The organism is Flavobacterium sp. IC2-16, from assembly GCF_055521455.1.
Window position 1 is genome coordinate 548890 of record NZ_CM145480.1, and the last position, 17686, is coordinate 566575.

Sequence of the window (17686 nt, forward strand, 5' to 3'; positions counted from 1 at the left end):
TTTATTAAAATAAAATATCAAAAACAGTTTTCAGTCGCAGTCGCAGTTTTCAGTAAAACACTTCAGAAACAAATTTGCCATATCAAAGAAGTCAAGCACATATTTTCTTATTTTAAAATATCACAAAATAATAAAGATACTGAAAACTGTGACTATAAACTACGGCTTCAAACTGCTAGGATAAACTTTGAGAGATTGTTAACAAATAACATTTTCAGAAACGATAATAAATTGTATTTTTACGCTTCAAAATTTGTAAAGACAAAATGGGTAAAATCATTGCTATTGCCAATCAAAAAGGCGGTGTTGGAAAAACTACTACTTCAGTAAATTTAGCAGCATCTTTGGGTGTTTTAGAAAAAAAAGTGCTTCTTATTGATGCTGACCCACAAGCGAATGCTTCTTCAGGGTTAGGGATTGATGTGGAAAGTGTAGAAATCGGCACCTATCAAATTCTAGAACATAGCAATACACCCGATGAAGCGACTATAGGCTGTTCGGCTCCGAATGTATCAGTTATTCCAGCTCATATTGACTTGGTTGCTATCGAAATTGAACTTGTAGATAAAGAAAACCGTGAATACATGCTAAAACAAGCTTTAGCTAGTATTAAAGATAAATACGATTACATCATTATCGACTGTGCTCCTTCTTTAGGATTACTTACATTAAATGCTTTAACGGCTGCTGATTCTGTAGTAATCCCGATTCAGTGTGAATATTTCGCTTTGGAAGGTCTTGGTAAATTATTGAATACCATAAAAAGTGTTCAAAAAATCCACAATCCAGAATTAGATATCGAAGGTTTACTATTAACCATGTACGATTCACGTTTACGTTTATCAAATCAGGTAGTTGAAGAAGTTCAAAAACATTTTAACAATATGGTTTTCGAAACCATCATACAACGCAATATCAAGCTAAGTGAAGCACCAAGTTTTGGTGAAAGCATTATTAACTATGATGCTACAAGTAAAGGCGCTTCAAATTATTTAAACTTAGCAGAAGAAATTATCAAGAAAAACAGCAATTAATCATTGTATGACAAAAGCGATAAAAAAACAGGCATTAGGAAGAGGATTATCGGCACTTTTAAAAGATCCAGATAACGATATTAAATCGGTAGAAGATAAAAATGCGGATAAAGTTGTTGGAAATATCATTGAATTGGAAATTGAAGCTATTGAAATTAATCCGTTTCAACCCAGAACCAATTTCAATGAAGAATCGCTTCAAGAATTAGCGTCGTCTATTCGTGAATTAGGTGTTATTCAACCCATTACCGTTCGTAAAACCGATTTCAACAAATACCAGTTAATTTCAGGAGAACGTCGTTTACGCGCTTCAAAACTAATCGGACTAACTACGGTTCCAGCATACATACGCTTGGCAAACGACAATGATTCGTTAGTTATGGCTTTGGTGGAAAACATTCAACGTCATGATTTAGATCCTATAGAAATTGCATTATCATACCAACGTTTAATTGATGAAATTCAGTTAACTCAAGAACAAATGAGTGAGCGTGTTGGAAAAAAACGCTCTACCATTGCGAACTATCTTCGTTTACTAAAATTAGACCCAATTATTCAAACCGGAATTCGTGATGGTTTTATTTCAATGGGTCATGGTCGTGCAATCATCAACATTGAAGACCACGATATTCAAACGGATATTTATCAAAAAATAGTAAGTCAAAATTTATCGGTTCGTGAAACCGAAGCTTTGGTTAAAAACTATCATGAAAGTTTAAAACCTACACCGGTTAAAACTGGGAAAAGTGCTTCGTTTGATGTAAGTTCTGACAAGAAAAAAGCAATAACCGACTTCTTTGGAACAAAAGTAGACGTAAAAGTTGCTGGTAACGGAAAAGGTAAAATTACAATTCCTTTTCACTCTGAAGAAGATTTCAACAGAATCATTAAGTTAATCAACGGATAGTGAATCGGTTACTCCTCATATGCATTGTTGCGTTGTTTTTAACATCGTCAGTTGTCCATTCACAAACTGAAAAGCCTCTTTTAATTGCTAACGACACGGTTGCCCCAAAAAAGGCTAATGTTTTAGCGCCCTCAAAAGCTGCTTTTTACTCGGCCGTTGTTCCAGGACTTGGGCAAGTTTACAATAAAAAATATTGGAAAGTTCCCATAGTATATGCAGGTCTTGGGGTTGGAATTTATTTTTACGCCAACAACAACAAAAAATACCACAGTTTCCGTGATGAATACAAAAAACGATTAAATGGAACTGCCGATCCGAACGACCCTTATTTTGGAAATCTTGACAATAGCAGATTAATCGACGGACAGAAATTTTATCAAAAAAATAGAGATCTATCAGCATTAATCACTGCAGCCATATACATATTAAATGTTGTTGACGCCAATGTAGATGCACATTTGATGCAATTTAACGTAAACGAAAACCTTACCTTACGTCCTGATTACAACCAAAACGATATCGATTACAAACGCAACTTAGGGTTAACACTCAGTTATCAATTCTAACACTACTGCAAAATGAAAATAGCACTTTTGGGTTATGGAAAAATGGGAAAAGTAATTGAACGAATTGCTTTAGAAAGAGGTCACGAAATCGTGCTTAGAAAAGACCATGACAGTTCATTTAACGGACTTGAAAATGCCGATGTTGCAATCGATTTCAGCATTCCTTCTGCGGCAGTTAGTAACATTTCCGAATGTTTTACTACTAATATCCCAGTAGTTTCGGGAACAACAGGTTGGCTAGACCAATATACCGAAATGACTGAGCTATGTAAAATAAAAAATGGTGCCTTTATTTATGGCTCAAACTTTAGCTTGGGAGTAAATATTTTTTTTGAATTGAACAATTACCTTGCTAAAATGATGGCAAACCTAAAACAATATCAGGTTTCCATGGAGGAAATACATCATACTCAAAAACTAGATGCTCCAAGTGGTACAGCTATTTCATTAGCAAACGGAATTATTGAAAATACGGATTACACAAAATGGACGTTAGACAATGCCGCCGCCAACGAAATCCATATTGATGCAAAAAGAATAGAAAATGTTCCCGGCACACATAGTGTTTTTTATAATTCTGATGTTGATCAAATTGAAATAAAACACACAGCACATAGCAGAGAAGGTTTTGCTTTAGGAGCTGTTGTGGCTGCCGAATGGATAATAGGAAAAAAAGGCATTTTCACAATGAAAGACGTTTTAAATATAGATCGTTAGACTCGTTTGACCATTAATTATTAGACAGTTTAAATGTTCTATAATTGAATTTAAGCCAAACAAGAGAATAAGATAGCACAATAAAAAATAAAACAAAATATAACACACTTCAAAAAGATTAAGAAATCTACCCATACGGAAAATCTAACAATCTAAGAAGTCTAACATTTTCAATTATGACACTATTACAATGGTTTATATTTTTTCTAGCTGTTCAAATTGTTCACTATGTAGGAACATGGAAACTTTATGAAAAAGCAGGTAGAAAATCATGGGAAGCAGCTATTCCTGTTTATAACGCTATCGTTTTAATGAAAATCATAGACCGCCCAACTTGGTGGACAGCTTTACTTTTTATCCCTGTGGTTAACTTAATGATGTTTCCAGTGGTTTGGGTAGAAACGTTACGTGCTTTTGGAAAAAAATCTACAGCAGATACTATTCTTGGTATTGTAACTTTTGGATTCTACATATATTACATCAATTATACTCAGGATGCAACCTACATTCCGAATAAAAATGCTGTAACCAAAGAAAACACGGTTAGCTCCTTAATTTTTGCATTAGTAGTTGCTACATTGGTTCACACATACGTTATGCAACCGTTTACGATTCCATCTTCTTCGTTAGAGAAATCGTTATTAATTGGTGATTTCCTTTTTGTTAGTAAATTTCATTACGGCGCAAGAACACCAATGACTGCGGTTTCTGTTCCAGTAATTGCACATGATACTATTCCAATTTTAAAAACAAAATCTTATACCAGTTGGCCACAAATTCCTTCATTCCGTTTTCCTGGTTTTCAAAAAATTCAACGCAATGACATCGTGGTTTTTAACTGGCCTATGGATACTGTCTATCAGTTTTTTGATAAAAAAATGGGTAGAGCTGAAAAGCCTATTGACAAAAAATCAAACTATGTTAAACGATGTTTAGCAATTCCTGGGGACAGTCTTTCTATTAAAGACGGAGTTGTTTTTGTTAATGGAAAACAATTACCTTTTCAAGACAGACAACATATTCAGCATTATTTTACGGTTACTGTAAAGGACAATAACCTTGAAAGTGTGATGAATGATTATAAAATAAACGAGTACCAGCCTTTTTACACTATTAAAAAAGAACTTTGGACCAATCCGGTTATTCAACAATTCATTAAAGAATCTGGAAATTTAAAAGAGATTGCTAGCGATAGTACATTGGTAACTGTTGATGGCTATATAAATCGTGAAGCGTTTGATAAGTTACAAATGGATGTTTCTCGTACTATCATAAACTTTAATGGAACAGAAGAAGTAGGTGAAAAATTAAAATCCGATTCTAGAATAGCTGCTGTTAAAAAATATATTGCAGAGACAACTAAAGATGTTTTTCCTCATACCAAAGATTGGAGCATTGATAACTACGGCCCTATTTACATTCCAGAAGCCGGGAAAACTGTTGCATTAAATAAAGAAACACTTCCGTTCTATGAATATGCCATTAAAGAGTACGAACATAATGACATTAAAGTTAACGGAAACGAAATTCTTATTAATGGAAAACCCGCAACAGAATATACTTTTAAGCAAAATTATTATTGGATGATGGGAGACAACCGTCAACGTTCTGAAGATTCAAGATATTGGGGTTATGTTCCAGAAGATCACGTTGTAGGAAAACCCGTTTTCATTTGGATGAGTTTAGATCAAAATATTCCTTGGAGTAAAGCTATTGATAAAATTCGTTGGGAAAGGTTATTCACTACTGTTGGTGGTGATGGTGAACCAATATCATACTTTAAATATTTCTTACTTGCTTTGTTAGGGTACTTTGGATTTAACTTTTATAAAAAGAAAAAAGCTAAAGCGAATTAATTTGGTTTTTTGTTAATTTGGTGATCAAAGCTGGCAATGTATATTTTTTCATTTGAGAAGTTAGACGTTTGGATTGAAGCTAAAGAGTTTTCAAAAGCAATTTATTTGACAACGTCAAAGCTTCCAGAAACAGAAAAATTTGGGTTAATCACTCAATTAAGAAGAGCCTCCGTCTCAATATGTTCAAATATTGCCGAAGGTTCTGCAAGAAATACATTTAAAGAAAAAATTCATTTTACAACAATCGCATTTGCATCAGCTGTAGAAGTTTTAAACCAATTAATTATTTGCTACGAATTAAAATTTATTACTGAAAAGGAATATTTTGATTTGCGAATGAATTTAGAAAGCATTACAAACAAACTGAATTCATTACGAAATTATCAAATCGAGAAATCATCAACAGTAACAAATTCTTCAAATAATCAAATTCACAAATAAACAAATGGACATTCTTATACACCCCACATACTTTCCTTCTATTAGCCACTTTACGGCTATGGTTAAGGCCGATTCTATTGTATTTGAAATGGAAGATAATTTCCAAAAACAAACCAACAGAAACAGGATGTATATTTATTCTCCAAACGGTATTCAAATGCTGAATATACCCGTAAAACATTCAAATGAAATCCATCAAAAGTTTAAAGATGTACGCATTGAAAACGATTTTAATTGGCAAAAAAATCATTTTAAATCGTTAGAAGCAGCTTACAGAACTTCACCTTTTTTCGAGTATTTTGAAGATGATATCCGCCCTCTTTTTGAAAAAAAACACGATTTCATGATGGATTTAAACTTTAAAACCATTGAAATTGTTACAGATTGCTTGGGTATTAATTTGGACTATTCTAAAACTGAAGAATATTTTCGCAGTGTTACTGATAAATCTGATTTTCGTCATTTAGTAAACGGTAAAAAAGACACATTACAGTTCGAACCCTACACTCAGGTTTTTGAGGAAAAACATGGCTTTTTAAACAACTTAAGTATTTTAGATTTGTTGTTTAATGAAGGGAGATACGCTGTAGATTATTTAAAAAACCAAGAACTGTAGATCTATTCAGTAGTGTCTTTTAATTCGATTCGCGTTAGAATTGGGAAGTGATCTGAATTAACAAACGTATCATACGTTTTAAACTGCTTAACATCGAAAGCTTTATCAACCAATATATAGTCGATACGAGCCGGATAAAATTCGAAGTCATACGTTTTACCAAAACCTTCTCCGGCTTCTTCGAAAGCATCTTTCATGCTTCCTTTAATATTTCGATACACGTATGAAAAAGCGCTGTTATTCATATCACCACAAATAATTTTAGGATACAAGCATTCTTCTTTATGCAATTTAATGAGTTCTGATTGTTCTTGCTGTTCGGCAAAAGCTTCACTCATTCTTCGGAATATTTTTTTAGACTTCGCTTCGTCAATTTCTTCTTTAATATCAGGACTAATTTTAGTCGATTGCAAATGAATGCTATACACTCTTATCGTATCTCTACGCAATTTGATATCTGCAAAAATCACATTATTATTAGAGTTCGGAAACTCGATTTCGCCTTTGTTTACAATTGGGAATTTAGAAAATATTGCTTGCCCGGTGCGTATGTTATTCCCTTGCATTAAAATGTATTTGTATTTATAGGCCGATAAAGTAACATCTGCAGATGTAGAATACTCTTGTATACACAAAACATCCGGATCATGAGCACCAATAAAATCGATTATATCTTCCGGAATATTTTGCTTGCTCATCCATTCAAAAACATTAAACAACCGAACATTATAGCTCATTACTGTAAAATCAGCATCTTCCTTAACTGTGTCTTTTCCAGAAAACTTATAAAATTTATTAAAAAAAGTAATCCCAATTAAAAAAACCACAGCCGACAAAAGTACTTGTCGCTTAAACTGAATTAACCAATAAAACAAAAACAGTAAATTAAGAATTAACATCAAGGGCAAAACCAATGTTAATACCGATAAAAAAGGAAACATTTTAGGTGCTAAAAATGGCAGAATATAAGCCACTATCGTTAGTATCGTCAGTACGATATTAAAGAAAAAGATAATCTTATTAAACAACGATAAATTCTTCATCGGCCATCTGATAGCTTTACGTACTATACCTATTCTTTCCCTGCTTTAAACAAAAAATCTTTTTCTTCTTTAGATAAGCTATCGTATCCGGATTTACTAATCTTATCTAAAATATCATCAATTTGTTGCTGGGTAAAGTCCTTTTGCGGTTTCGGTTGACTTGGCCTTGAAGTGGTGTTCATATTTTTATGAACTTTTTTAAAAGGCGTAGATTTTTTTGGGCTGAACAAAGAAACAAAATAATCTATAACGTTTGTCACAATTTTACTTAAATCTGTCCCATTCTTCAACATTAAAATAAAAATGTATCCTAACAAAGTCCCTCCTAAATGAGCAATATGCCCACCTGTGTTAGACAATGGAATTTGAATTAAATCGAAAACCAACAAAAACAATCCAATATGCCATAGTTTTACTCTACCAATCAACAACAATTGAATTTCAGACAGTGGTGAATAACACACTGCTCCAAAAAGTATTGCCATTATAGCACCAGACGCTCCAACCAAAGTGCCACTAGTCCCTAAAATCATATTGGATAAAACAAAAGCTAAACCAGAAAATATAGCCCCTAAAACATAAACACCAACAAATTGTTTTTGAGTAAAATAGGTCAAAAATAGTCGGCCAGCAAAAAACAACATAAGCATATTAAATAGCAAATGTCCTATTCCGGCATGTAAAAAACTATAGGTAACGAAAGTCCAAGGCTTAATTACAAATTGATGATAATTAGATGATAATGCCGACCAATCTAGTATCATTTGATACCAGTTACCAAAATAGCTACTCAAAATAAACAATGGAATTGCAATCCCAACATTCCAAAAAATGAATTGTTGCGTAACTCCTCCTGTTCTATATTGCAATTTTAAATCGTCTAAAATATTCATACTCTAATTCCAACGATTCTTGTTAAACTGATTTTTCTTCCAATACCACATCATAACAAAACCAACAACAGCACCTCCTAAGTGAGCAAAATGGGCAACACCACTACTTCCTCCAAAAATAGATCTTCCCGAAACACCTAAATACAAATCCAAAAGAAGTAATCCCGGAACAAAATATTTAGCTTTGATTGGAATTGGAACAAACATTAAAGCCAGTTCTGCATTTGGAAACATAAAGGCAAAAGCAACCAGTAACCCATAAATTGCACCAGAAGCCCCTACCGCAGTAGATTGATAAACCATTGAAGCTTGACTTAAGATATTAAATTGCTCTTGTGTACAATGAGCATTATCAAGAATAGTCTTTATTTGCCCAGCCACCATTTGCCCATTGCTATCGAATAGAGATCGATAATCCATGTTTAAAACAAGATTCATATCTTTTTCAGATAAATTCAAACTTGATACTTTATCTAACAACGAATGAATCTCAACATAATTCACACCAGTATGCAACAATGCTGCCCCCAATCCGCAAGAAACATAGAAAAATAAGAATTTCTTACCACCCCAAAAATGTTCCAATGCACTACCAAAAGAATACAACGCGAACATATTGAAAAATATATGCATCAAGTTGGGAAATGGTGCATGCATAAACATATGCGTTAAAGGCTGCCATATTTTAAAGTTATCATTTTCAAAATAATACAGCGACAAAAAATCATAAACCGGTTCACCAATAATTTGTGAGCCTATAAAAAAGATTACATTGATAATTATTAACTGTTTAACAGTTTCGGTCATGTTCATCATACCTCGAATCGTTTATCTAAATCTTCCACTCCTAAAGTAATGAAAGTTGGTTTATTAAAAGGTGAAACATTTGGCTCCTTACAAGCAAACAACGAATTCACTAAGTTTTCCTGTTCTTTTTCGGTTAAATATGTTCCGGTTTTCACCGATATACTTCGCGCCATCGATTTGGCAATACGGTCACTCTGGCTAAAACTGCTTTCAGGAATTTCACCATGCAAATCATGTAATAGTTCTTCAAATAGTTGCCGTACTTCGCTTTCTTTAACATTAACCGGCATTCCCGATATTACCACAACTTCTGAAATTAGCTTATCAAAAACAAAACCGGTATTTTCCAAAGAAGATTTTAATTCTTGTAGCATGACAATCTCCGAAGGCGAAAAATGCAATTCCAAAGGAAATAACAATTGCTGGCTAGCGGCATGTTGTATAGTTATATTCGTCAGATATTGTTCATATAATATACGTTGATGTGCTCTTTTTTGATTGATTACCAACATTCCCGACTTAATGGGACTCACAATGTATTTTTTCTGTAATTGATATGTTTTGTTAGAAGCTGTTTCCGTTGTAGTTTCTTCAAATAATGAACCGGTTACTTCTTCGCTTTCAAACTGAATTTCTTTCGTTTCAATTTCATCTGAAGCATGAGTTAATCCTACGTAAAGACTATCCCAATTTCCAACAGACTCCTTTCTTTTATAGCTACCTCCATAACTTGAACTACTACTTATAGACGACGAAAATGTCCTACTTGGTTTTTCATCATCAAACGGATTAAAGTTCGAATCTACCTGGATTAATGGTGTTTCGCTTTCCTTATCTTTATAATCATACGGTATATCTAAAGATGCATCACGTTCAAAATCTAAAACCGGAGCAACATTAAATTGTCCTAAACTATGTTTTACGGAAGAACGAATAATTGCGTACATCGACTGATCGTCATCAAACTTAATTTCGGTTTTGGTTGGATGAATATTGATATCAATAGTATGTGGTGGAACATCTAAAAACAAAAAATAGCTAGGTTGACTTCCATCTTTCAGGAGTCCTTCATAAGCCGCCATTATTGCATGATGTAAATAAGGGCTCTTTATAAATCTATTGTTAACAAAGAAAAATTGCTCACCACGATTCTTTTTAGCAAATTCCGGCTTCCCAACAAAACCTTGAATTTCAACTATTTCAGTATTCTCTGCAACAGGAACCAATTTCTCGTTTGTCTTTCCTCCAAACACATTTACAATACGCTGTCTTGCATTGGAAATAGGCAAATTAAACATTTCACTACCGTTGTGCATCAAAACAAAATGGATAGATGGATGCGCTAGCGCAATTCGCTCGAAATCATCTACAATATGACGAAATTCAACTGTATCTGATTTTAAAAAATTACGTCGGGCAGGAATATTAAAAAAAAGGTTTTTAACCGAAAACGATGTCCCTTTAGGTAACACAGCCACATCTTGCGAAACAAATTTACTACCTTCAACAATCAAATGCGTTCCTAATTCGTCTTGGTCTTGTTTGGTTTTCAATTCAACATGAGCAATAGCCGCAATAGATGCTAATGCTTCCCCCCTAAAACCTTTCGTGTGAAGTGAGAACAAATCTTCAGCATGTCTAATTTTGGATGTAGCATGACGTTCAAAACAAAGTCGTGCATCGGTAACCGACATTCCTTTACCATTATCAATTACCTGAATTAAGGTTTTACCTGCATCTTTAACAATAAGTTTGATTTCGGTAGCACCAGCATCGACAGCATTTTCTACCAATTCTTTTACTACAGATGCAGGTCGCTGAACAACTTCACCTGCGGCAATTTGATTGGCAACATGATCAGGAAGTAATTGAATGATGCTTGACATTATGGTTTTGGTTTCGGATTAAAATTGGGAAAACCCAAGTTCACAAATTTAAAGAATTTCTGTGGTGTTTTATCTTTTATAAAATCATAAAAAACAAAAAACCTACTCTTTCGAATAGGTTTTTGAATATGTGTATAAATCATTCGATTTTAAACTGCAGTATTTTTTCTCAAATCGGCCATTTTGATAGCAGCAATAGCAGCTTCCGTTCCTTTATTCCCGTGCTTACCTCCACTTCTGTCTATAGATTGCTGTTCGTTATTATCGGTTAACAAACAAAAGATAACAGGCACATCGGTTTGCACGTTAAGGTCTTTGATACCTTGTGTAACCCCTTCACAAACAAATTCGAAATGCATTGTTTCTCCTTTTATTACACAACCAATTGTTATAACACAATCTACTTCTTGTGTAACAATCATACGTTGTGCACCATATACAAGTTCAAAACTACCCGGCACATTCCAACGAATTATATTTTCAGGCAATGCACCACAATCTAACAAAGCCGCTTCTGCACCCGAATATAGTCCTTCGGTGATTTTATCGTTCCATTCTGAAACAACAATCCCAAACCGAAAATCTTTCGCGTTTGGGATTGTGTTTTTATCGTAATTGGATAAATTTTTATTTGCTGTTGCCATGTTATTCAGCCATTGCAATCATTGCATCAATATTTTGAGCTTCTTGAGAAGTTTCGAATCTTTCTTTAATATCGGTAAACAATTTCAAAGCTTCACCTTTTTTACCTAAGTCCATCGCTACCAAAGCAGCTTTGTACATGTATCGTGGTGTTGTAAAATCGTTAACGTTAGCATCTGCTGCATTTTTGTAATATGTTAAAGCGTCTTCTTTTTGACCTAATTCAGAAAAAGCATCACCAATAGCACCAACTGCAATTGCTTTTAAGAACATATCTTTCGATTTGAATTGCTCTAATTGCTCAACAGCTTCTTTGAATTTTCCAGTATTTAAATACGACATCCCTGCATAATAATGAGCTAAATTAGCAGCTTTAGTACCCGAAAATTGCTCAGAAATCCCTAAGAATCCTAATTTACCTTCACCACCTTTTAATGCTAAGTTATACAATGAATCGTTAGCGGTTTGACCATCTACAGCTTGTTGGAAATACTGTTGTGCTTGGAACATTTCGTTAGCAGCTTCAGTTTCTTTAGGCTCTACAATAAATTTATTATACAACAAATAACCTACAGCGATTAATGCAATTGCACCCACAAAACCAAAAATGTATTTTTGATTTTCAGCAACCCAGTCTTCTAGTTTATTAGCACTTTCGTCTAATTTGTTAAATACCTCAGCCGTGGCGCTATTTTCTTCATTGATGTTATCTAATGCATCAACTTCAACTTGGTTTTCAATTGCTTCGTCTTTCGGTTTTGGTTGCTTATAACCTCTTTTGTTATATGTTGCCATCTATTTTTAATTTAATGAACGGCAAAAATAAAATATTTATTCATATATGAAAATCCTTTTTGTTGATATTTTTCAATAATTTGCACCCTCATTTGAAAATTAATTTAATTTCACGTGCATCTTAAGAAACTTTCCCTATTTAATTACAAAAATATTGCCGAGCAATCCTTTGATTTTGATGCGAAAATAAATTGTTTCGTAGGGAAAAACGGCATTGGAAAAACCAACATTTTGGATGCCATTTACCATTTATCTAATGGCAAAAGTTATTTTAATCCGCTAGCCGTTCAAAACATAAAACACGGTGAAGATTTTTTTGTGATTGACGGTGTTTTTGAAAAAGAAAACCGCGAAGAACAAATAGTTTGCAGTTTAAAAAAAGGGCAGAAAAAAGTTTTAAAGCGAAACAACAAACCCTACGAACGTTTTTCGGAACATATCGGTTTTATTCCGTTAGTGATTATCTCTCCTTCCGATCAAGATTTAATTATTGAAGGCAGTGAAACCCGACGAAAATTCATTGACAATGTTATTTCGCAACTTAACAACCAATACCTACAGCAACTTATACACTATCAAAAAATTATAGCGCAACGTAACGCTTTATTAAAATATTTCGCCTTAAACAAAACTTTCGATAACGAAACCTTATCCATATATAACGACCAATTAAACGATTTAGGCTCTAAAATACATCATACAAGGAAACAGTTTTTACAGGATTTTATTCCGATTTTCAATACGCATCATCAAAAAATAACCAATTCGGCCGAAACTGTTCAAATTGTATATGATAGTCAGCTTTCCGAAAAACCGCTTCTGGAACTATTAAACGAATCGTTAGCAAAAGATCGCGTTTTACAATACACCAGTGTCGGAATTCACAAAGACGACTTGCTGTTTCAAATTGATCAGTTTCCTATAAAAAAGTTTGGTTCACAAGGACAACAAAAATCCTTTTTAATAGCATTAAAACTTGCTCAATTTGAATTCATAAAAAAACAATCGGGCGTATTGCCTATCTTGCTTTTTGATGATATTTTTGACAAACTAGATGAAACACGGGTTGAAAAAATTGTAGAAATGGTTAACGATGAAGCCTTTGGACAGCTTTTTATTTCAGATACGCATCCCGAAAGAACAGAAAATATTGTAAAATCAACACACCAGTCGTACAAACTATTTAATTTGTAATTTTACACCACTAAAGCACACAAAATGAAAACATACTCCATTTTTTTAGCATTATTATCTACACTATTATTTAGCAGCTGTAGTAAGAGTCAGAATATCGAAACTATTTCAGTATCCGAATTCGAAACCAAACTAAAATCCACCCCAAATGCCCAACTTCTAGATGTAAGAACCCCAGGAGAATACAATGAAGGAGCACTTAATAATGCCAAAAACATCGACTGGAACGGAACTAGTTTTGAAACAGAAGTCAACAAATTAGACAAATCTAAACCCGTTTTTGTGTATTGTTTGGCTGGTGGTCGAAGTAAAAAAGCTGCCAACAAACTTCACGATTTAGGGTTTGCGCAAGTATACGACATGGCTGGTGGTTATATGAAATGGAGCGCTGAGCATCCGTCTGCAACAAAAAAAGCTGATTCTGGGATGAGTAAGGCAGATTACGAAAAACTGATTGCTTCAGATAAAACAGTCGTAATCGATTTCTATGCTGAATGGTGCGGACCTTGTAAAAAAATGGCTCCATATCTAGCTAAAATGGAAAAAGAGTATGAAGGGAAAGCTAAAATTATTCGTATTGATGCCGATAAAAACAAATCATTATTCAATGGCCTTGGCTATCAAGAACTGCCTGTGGTTCTTGTTTTCAAAAACGGAAAAGAAGTATGGAAAAAGAATGGTTTTGTTTCTGAAGAAGAATTAAAAGCCCAATTAAATTAATTTAATCGCCACTTACCCTAATGCAAATTCAACATAATTTTTCTTTAAAGCAATACAACACTTTTGGAATTGAAGCGAAAGCCAAATCGTTCGTTGAAGTTACTTCTACTGCAGAATTAGCAGATATATTACAAAAACATCATAACGAGAATTTATTTATACTTGGTGGAGGCAGCAACATGTTATTAACCAAAGACATTGACGCCTTGGTCATTTACATCAATCTAAAAGGAAAAGAAATCATTAAAGAAGATGATAATTTTGTTTGGGTAGAAGGCAAAGCTGGTGAAAATTGGCATGAATTTGTGTTATGGAATCTGGAGCAAAACTTCGGAGGCATTGAAAACATGTCTTTGATTCCTGGAAATGTTGGCACAACTCCTATACAAAACATTGGCGCGTATGGAGCAGAAATAAAAGACACTTTTGTTTCGTGCCAAGCAATGAATATCAACACTCAAGAAATAGTAACTTTCAACAATAAAGAGTGTAAATTTGGGTATCGAGAAAGTATCTTCAAAAATGAAGCTAAAAATCAATACATTATTACTTCGGTAACATTTAAACTAACTAAAAACAATCACACTATTAACACCTCTTATGGTGCAATAGATGGAGAATTAGCAAAAAACGGAATCACAAATCCTACTATTAAAGAGGTGAGTAATGCTGTGATTTCGATTCGCCAAAGCAAACTACCCGATCCGGCAGTATTAGGAAACAGCGGCAGTTTTTTCAAAAATCCTATTGTTCCAAAAAGCGTATACGAAAAGGCACACATGCAATATCCTGAAATGCCACATTATACTGTATCTGAAAACGAAGTTAAAGTACCTGCAGGATGGCTTATTGAGCAAGCCGGTTTTAAAGGCAAACGTTTTGGTGACGCCGGAGTTCACAACTTACAAGCTTTAGTTCTTGTAAATTATGGCAATGCAACAGGTCAAGAAATTTTAGAACTTTCCAGAAACATCCAAAAAACAGTTTACGATAAATTCGGAATTCATATAGAAGCTGAAGTTAATATTATATAATTTAAGGTTACTTTTTATAGTAACTACTTATCAGTAAAAGAGAAAAAGGTTTTCTAAATACAATCTCCCATGTATATTCCCGAACTTTATAAAACCGAAAACGGTGAAGAAATCAAAAGTTTTATTCGAAATAACAGCTTTGGGATTTTAGTAAACACTACTGATGAAAAACTTTGGGGAACACATATCCCGTTAGAACTAGAAACGAATCTTCATGGAAAAGAAGTTTTGTTCGGACATATTTCTAAAGAAAATCCGCAATGGAAAGGTTTCGAAAACAACAATAATGTACTGGCAATTTTCAACGGTCCACACGCCTATATTTCCTCCTCGTGGTATGACCATGAAAATGTTCCAACCTGGAATTATATTGCGGTTCATGTTTATGGCAAAGTGAAAATTATTGAAGGCGAAGAAATGATGTTTGCCATGAAAAAATTGGTCAATAAACATGAAGCTTTTTCTAAAAACCCAATTAAAATAGAAAATCTTTCAGCTAAAACCATGAATCAAGTTAATGGTATTGTTGCTTTTGAAATTGAAATAACCGAAATACAAGGTGTTGCAAAACTTTCTCAAAATCGAGATTCAGCCAACCATTCTGCTATCATTTCGGAGTTAAAAGACAGAAACGATAGTAATTCGCATGCCATTGCAGAAGCCATGAAAAAACAACGAAAATAATTACTCTATTTGTTAAAAACTAATTCTTCTTTAGTAAACTCTTTTCACTAAATTTGCGCAGAATTTAACATTTTTCAGGGGTCACTATGTTGTTAATTTTACTTTATGTTTTTATCGGAATAATTGCCATTCAATTCATTTACTACATTGTAATATTTGGAAAATTTGCCTTTGCTAAAAAACAACAAATCACTCCAAAACGAATCCCAATTTCGGTAATCGTTTGCGCTAAAAATGAAGAAGAAAATGTACAACGTTTTATTCCTCTATTGGCTTCACAAAATTATCCCGACTACGAAATTGTATTAATCGATGACGCTTCCAGTGATGAAACTTTAGAACTATTTGAAGCTTTCGAAAAACAATACAGCAACATTAAACTAGTTAAAGTACAAAACAACGAAGCTTTTTGGGGTAATAAAAAATTCGCCTTAACCCTAGGTATTAAAGCGGCTTCTAAAGAATACCTGCTTTTTACCGATGCCGATTGTTACCCTACATCCAACGATTGGATTTTAAATATGAGTGCGCAATTCACCATGCACAAAACCATTGTTTTAGGCTATGGCGCTTATGAAAAAATTAAAGGCTCATTTCTAAATAAAATTATACGATTTGAAACTCTTTTAACCGCAACCCAATACTTTGCATGGGCTAAAATAGGGCGACCTTACATGGGGGTTGGCCGAAATTTAGCGTATAAGCGCGAGGAATTTTTCCGAGTTAATGGGTTCATTGACCACATGAGTATTCGCTCTGGAGATGATGATTTATTCATCAATCAAGCGGCTACAAGTGGAAATACAACGGTTTGCTACACTCCGGAAAGTTTTACTATTTCTGAACCTAAAAAAACATGGAAAGCATGGTTCAATCAAAAAAGACGCCATGTATCCACCGCAAAACTTTACAAAGGTTTTGATAAATTCCAACTCGGACTTTATTTCACCTCACAGTTGCTATTTGTTCTTTTAGCGGTTTTATTATTAAGTTTTCAATTTCAATGGATGATTGTTGGCGGACTTGTGGTTTTTAGATATATTTTTGCTTGGACTACTTTAGGATATGCAGCCGGAAAACTGCACGAAAAAGATATTATCTACTGGTTTCCAATCATTGAAATAATTCTTATCTTCACTCAATTGAATGTGTTTTTCACCAATTTAGTTTCAAAACCAGTACATTGGAAATAACTTCAGAAATTATTCAAAAAAATATTGAAAAAGCTAAAACGGGCGACCAAGTAGCTTTCACTTTTCTATTGGATTTTTTCTGGAATGAAGTCTATGGGTTTATGCTTAAACGCACTGAAAACGAAACCGATACTGAAGACATTGCCATTGAAACCTTTGCTAAAGCATTTGATAAAATAGCTACCTACAACCCCGAATACGGCTTCAATACTTGGTTGATTGCAATTGCGAAAAATGTTCATATTGACATGTTACGCAAAAAAAAGTCTTCATTATTTGTAGAAATAAACGATGAAGAAGACCAACATGCCTACAATGTTGCCGACACAAGCCCTTCCATTGAAGACGAAATTATTAAAGAACAAAATCTTGCCCGATTGCTTTTGTTGATAAAAGAATTGAAACCTGCATACCAAGAAGTGATACAATTGCGTTATTTTCAAGAAATGAGTTATCAGGAAATTGCAGATCAACTGGAAGAACCTTTAAACAATATCAAAATTAAACTCCTAAGGGCAAAAAAACTACTCGCTGAAATCATTCAAAAGAACAGCTAACACTTTACTTCAAAAACAATAAATCACTACATATTTTGTTAATTGTTAAAATAATTATAAAAGAATTAACAATTAAAATACTAGAATAGCATAGTTTTCGT

19 protein-coding genes are annotated in these 17686 nt (G+C 33.7%); 13 read left to right on the top strand and 6 right to left on the bottom strand.

Annotated features, from left to right (window positions below):
* The first annotated feature begins 266 nt into the window (after positions 1 to 266).
* The 7 genes from ACZ1JT_RS02435 (at position 267) to ACZ1JT_RS02465 (ending at position 6137) form a co-directional block, all read left to right on the top strand.
* Entirely contained in the window at positions 267 to 1034 is a 768-nt protein-coding gene (locus tag ACZ1JT_RS02435; RefSeq protein ID WP_465094581.1) for a ParA family protein, read from the top strand.
* A 7-nt stretch (positions 1035 to 1041) separates the two neighbouring features.
* Complete coding sequence (locus tag ACZ1JT_RS02440) at positions 1042 to 1941, top strand: ParB/RepB/Spo0J family partition protein (protein WP_465094582.1); 900 nt, start codon at positions 1042 to 1044, stop codon at positions 1939 to 1941.
* Positions 1941 to 2507, top strand: a complete 567-nt coding sequence (locus ACZ1JT_RS02445) for a DUF5683 domain-containing protein (protein WP_465094583.1) — start codon at positions 1941 to 1943, stop codon at positions 2505 to 2507. The genes ACZ1JT_RS02440 and ACZ1JT_RS02445 overlap by 1 nt, the downstream gene beginning before the upstream one ends.
* 12 nt (positions 2508 to 2519) lie before the next feature.
* Complete coding sequence (gene dapB / locus ACZ1JT_RS02450; RefSeq protein WP_465094584.1) at positions 2520 to 3224, top strand: 4-hydroxy-tetrahydrodipicolinate reductase; 705 nt, start codon at positions 2520 to 2522, stop codon at positions 3222 to 3224.
* Between the two features lie 176 nt (positions 3225 to 3400).
* Positions 3401 to 5080, top strand: a complete 1680-nt coding sequence (lepB, locus tag ACZ1JT_RS02455) for a signal peptidase I (RefSeq protein ID WP_465094585.1) — start codon at positions 3401 to 3403, stop codon at positions 5078 to 5080.
* A gap of 36 nt (positions 5081 to 5116) precedes the next feature.
* On the top strand, positions 5117 to 5521 hold the full coding sequence (locus ACZ1JT_RS02460; protein ID WP_465094586.1) for a four helix bundle protein: 405 nt from the start codon (positions 5117 to 5119) through the stop codon (positions 5519 to 5521).
* 4 nt (positions 5522 to 5525) lie between these two features.
* The gene (locus tag ACZ1JT_RS02465; protein WP_465094587.1) at positions 5526 to 6137 is read left to right on the top strand and encodes a WbqC family protein; all 612 of its coding nucleotides are present in this window, start codon (positions 5526 to 5528) and stop codon (positions 6135 to 6137) included.
* Between the two features lie 2 nt (positions 6138 to 6139).
* Here ACZ1JT_RS02465 and ACZ1JT_RS02470 read toward each other — a convergent pair whose 3' ends face one another.
* The 6 genes from ACZ1JT_RS02470 to ACZ1JT_RS02495 form a co-directional block, all read right to left on the bottom strand.
* Positions 6140 to 7180, bottom strand: a complete 1041-nt coding sequence (locus ACZ1JT_RS02470; RefSeq protein WP_465094588.1) for an endonuclease/exonuclease/phosphatase family protein — start codon at positions 7178 to 7180, stop codon at positions 6140 to 6142.
* A 29-nt stretch (positions 7181 to 7209) separates the two neighbouring features.
* A complete protein-coding gene (locus ACZ1JT_RS02475) occupies positions 7210 to 8073 on the bottom strand; it encodes a rhomboid family intramembrane serine protease (protein WP_465094589.1) in 864 nt (287 codons plus the stop codon).
* Positions 8074 to 8076: 3 nt separating this feature from the next.
* Positions 8077 to 8889, bottom strand: coding sequence for a rhomboid family intramembrane serine protease (locus tag ACZ1JT_RS02480; RefSeq protein WP_465094590.1), 813 nt, complete (start codon positions 8887 to 8889; stop codon positions 8077 to 8079).
* Positions 8886 to 10766: a DNA mismatch repair endonuclease MutL gene (mutL, locus tag ACZ1JT_RS02485; RefSeq protein WP_465094591.1), complete on the bottom strand. Its 1881-nt coding sequence runs from the start codon at positions 10764 to 10766 to the stop codon at positions 8886 to 8888. The genes ACZ1JT_RS02480 and mutL overlap by 4 nt, the downstream gene beginning before the upstream one ends.
* A gap of 149 nt (positions 10767 to 10915) precedes the next feature.
* The gene (gene ribH, locus ACZ1JT_RS02490; protein WP_465094592.1) at positions 10916 to 11410 is read right to left on the bottom strand and encodes a 6,7-dimethyl-8-ribityllumazine synthase; all 495 of its coding nucleotides are present in this window, start codon (positions 11408 to 11410) and stop codon (positions 10916 to 10918) included.
* Between the two features lies 1 nt (position 11411).
* On the bottom strand, positions 11412 to 12203 hold the full coding sequence (locus tag ACZ1JT_RS02495; RefSeq protein ID WP_465094593.1) for a tetratricopeptide repeat protein: 792 nt from the start codon (positions 12201 to 12203) through the stop codon (positions 11412 to 11414).
* 114 nt (positions 12204 to 12317) lie between these two features.
* On the opposite strand from ACZ1JT_RS02495, the gene recF reads away from it, so the two are divergent.
* The 6 genes from recF (at position 12318) to ACZ1JT_RS02525 (ending at position 17585) form a co-directional block, all read left to right on the top strand.
* Positions 12318 to 13397 carry a DNA replication/repair protein RecF gene (recF, locus tag ACZ1JT_RS02500; RefSeq protein WP_465094594.1) on the top strand — a complete coding sequence of 360 codons (1080 nt, stop codon included), beginning with the start codon at positions 12318 to 12320 and terminating at the stop codon, positions 13395 to 13397.
* 24 nt (positions 13398 to 13421) lie between these two features.
* Positions 13422 to 14117, top strand: a complete 696-nt coding sequence (locus ACZ1JT_RS02505; protein ID WP_465094595.1) for a thioredoxin domain-containing protein — start codon at positions 13422 to 13424, stop codon at positions 14115 to 14117.
* Positions 14118 to 14137: 20 nt separating this feature from the next.
* Positions 14138 to 15151, top strand: a complete 1014-nt coding sequence (murB, locus tag ACZ1JT_RS02510; protein ID WP_465094596.1) for a UDP-N-acetylmuramate dehydrogenase — start codon at positions 14138 to 14140, stop codon at positions 15149 to 15151.
* Between the two features lie 69 nt (positions 15152 to 15220).
* A complete protein-coding gene (locus ACZ1JT_RS02515; RefSeq protein WP_465094597.1) occupies positions 15221 to 15835 on the top strand; it encodes an FMN-binding negative transcriptional regulator in 615 nt (204 codons plus the stop codon).
* An 86-nt stretch (positions 15836 to 15921) separates the two neighbouring features.
* The gene (locus tag ACZ1JT_RS02520) at positions 15922 to 17028 is read left to right on the top strand and encodes a glycosyltransferase (protein ID WP_465094598.1); all 1107 of its coding nucleotides are present in this window, start codon (positions 15922 to 15924) and stop codon (positions 17026 to 17028) included.
* Positions 17019 to 17585 carry an RNA polymerase sigma factor gene (locus ACZ1JT_RS02525; RefSeq protein WP_465094599.1) on the top strand — a complete coding sequence of 189 codons (567 nt, stop codon included), beginning with the start codon at positions 17019 to 17021 and terminating at the stop codon, positions 17583 to 17585. Before ACZ1JT_RS02520 ends, ACZ1JT_RS02525 begins: the two co-directional genes overlap by 10 nt.
* The last annotated feature ends 101 nt before the right edge of the window (positions 17586 to 17686 follow it).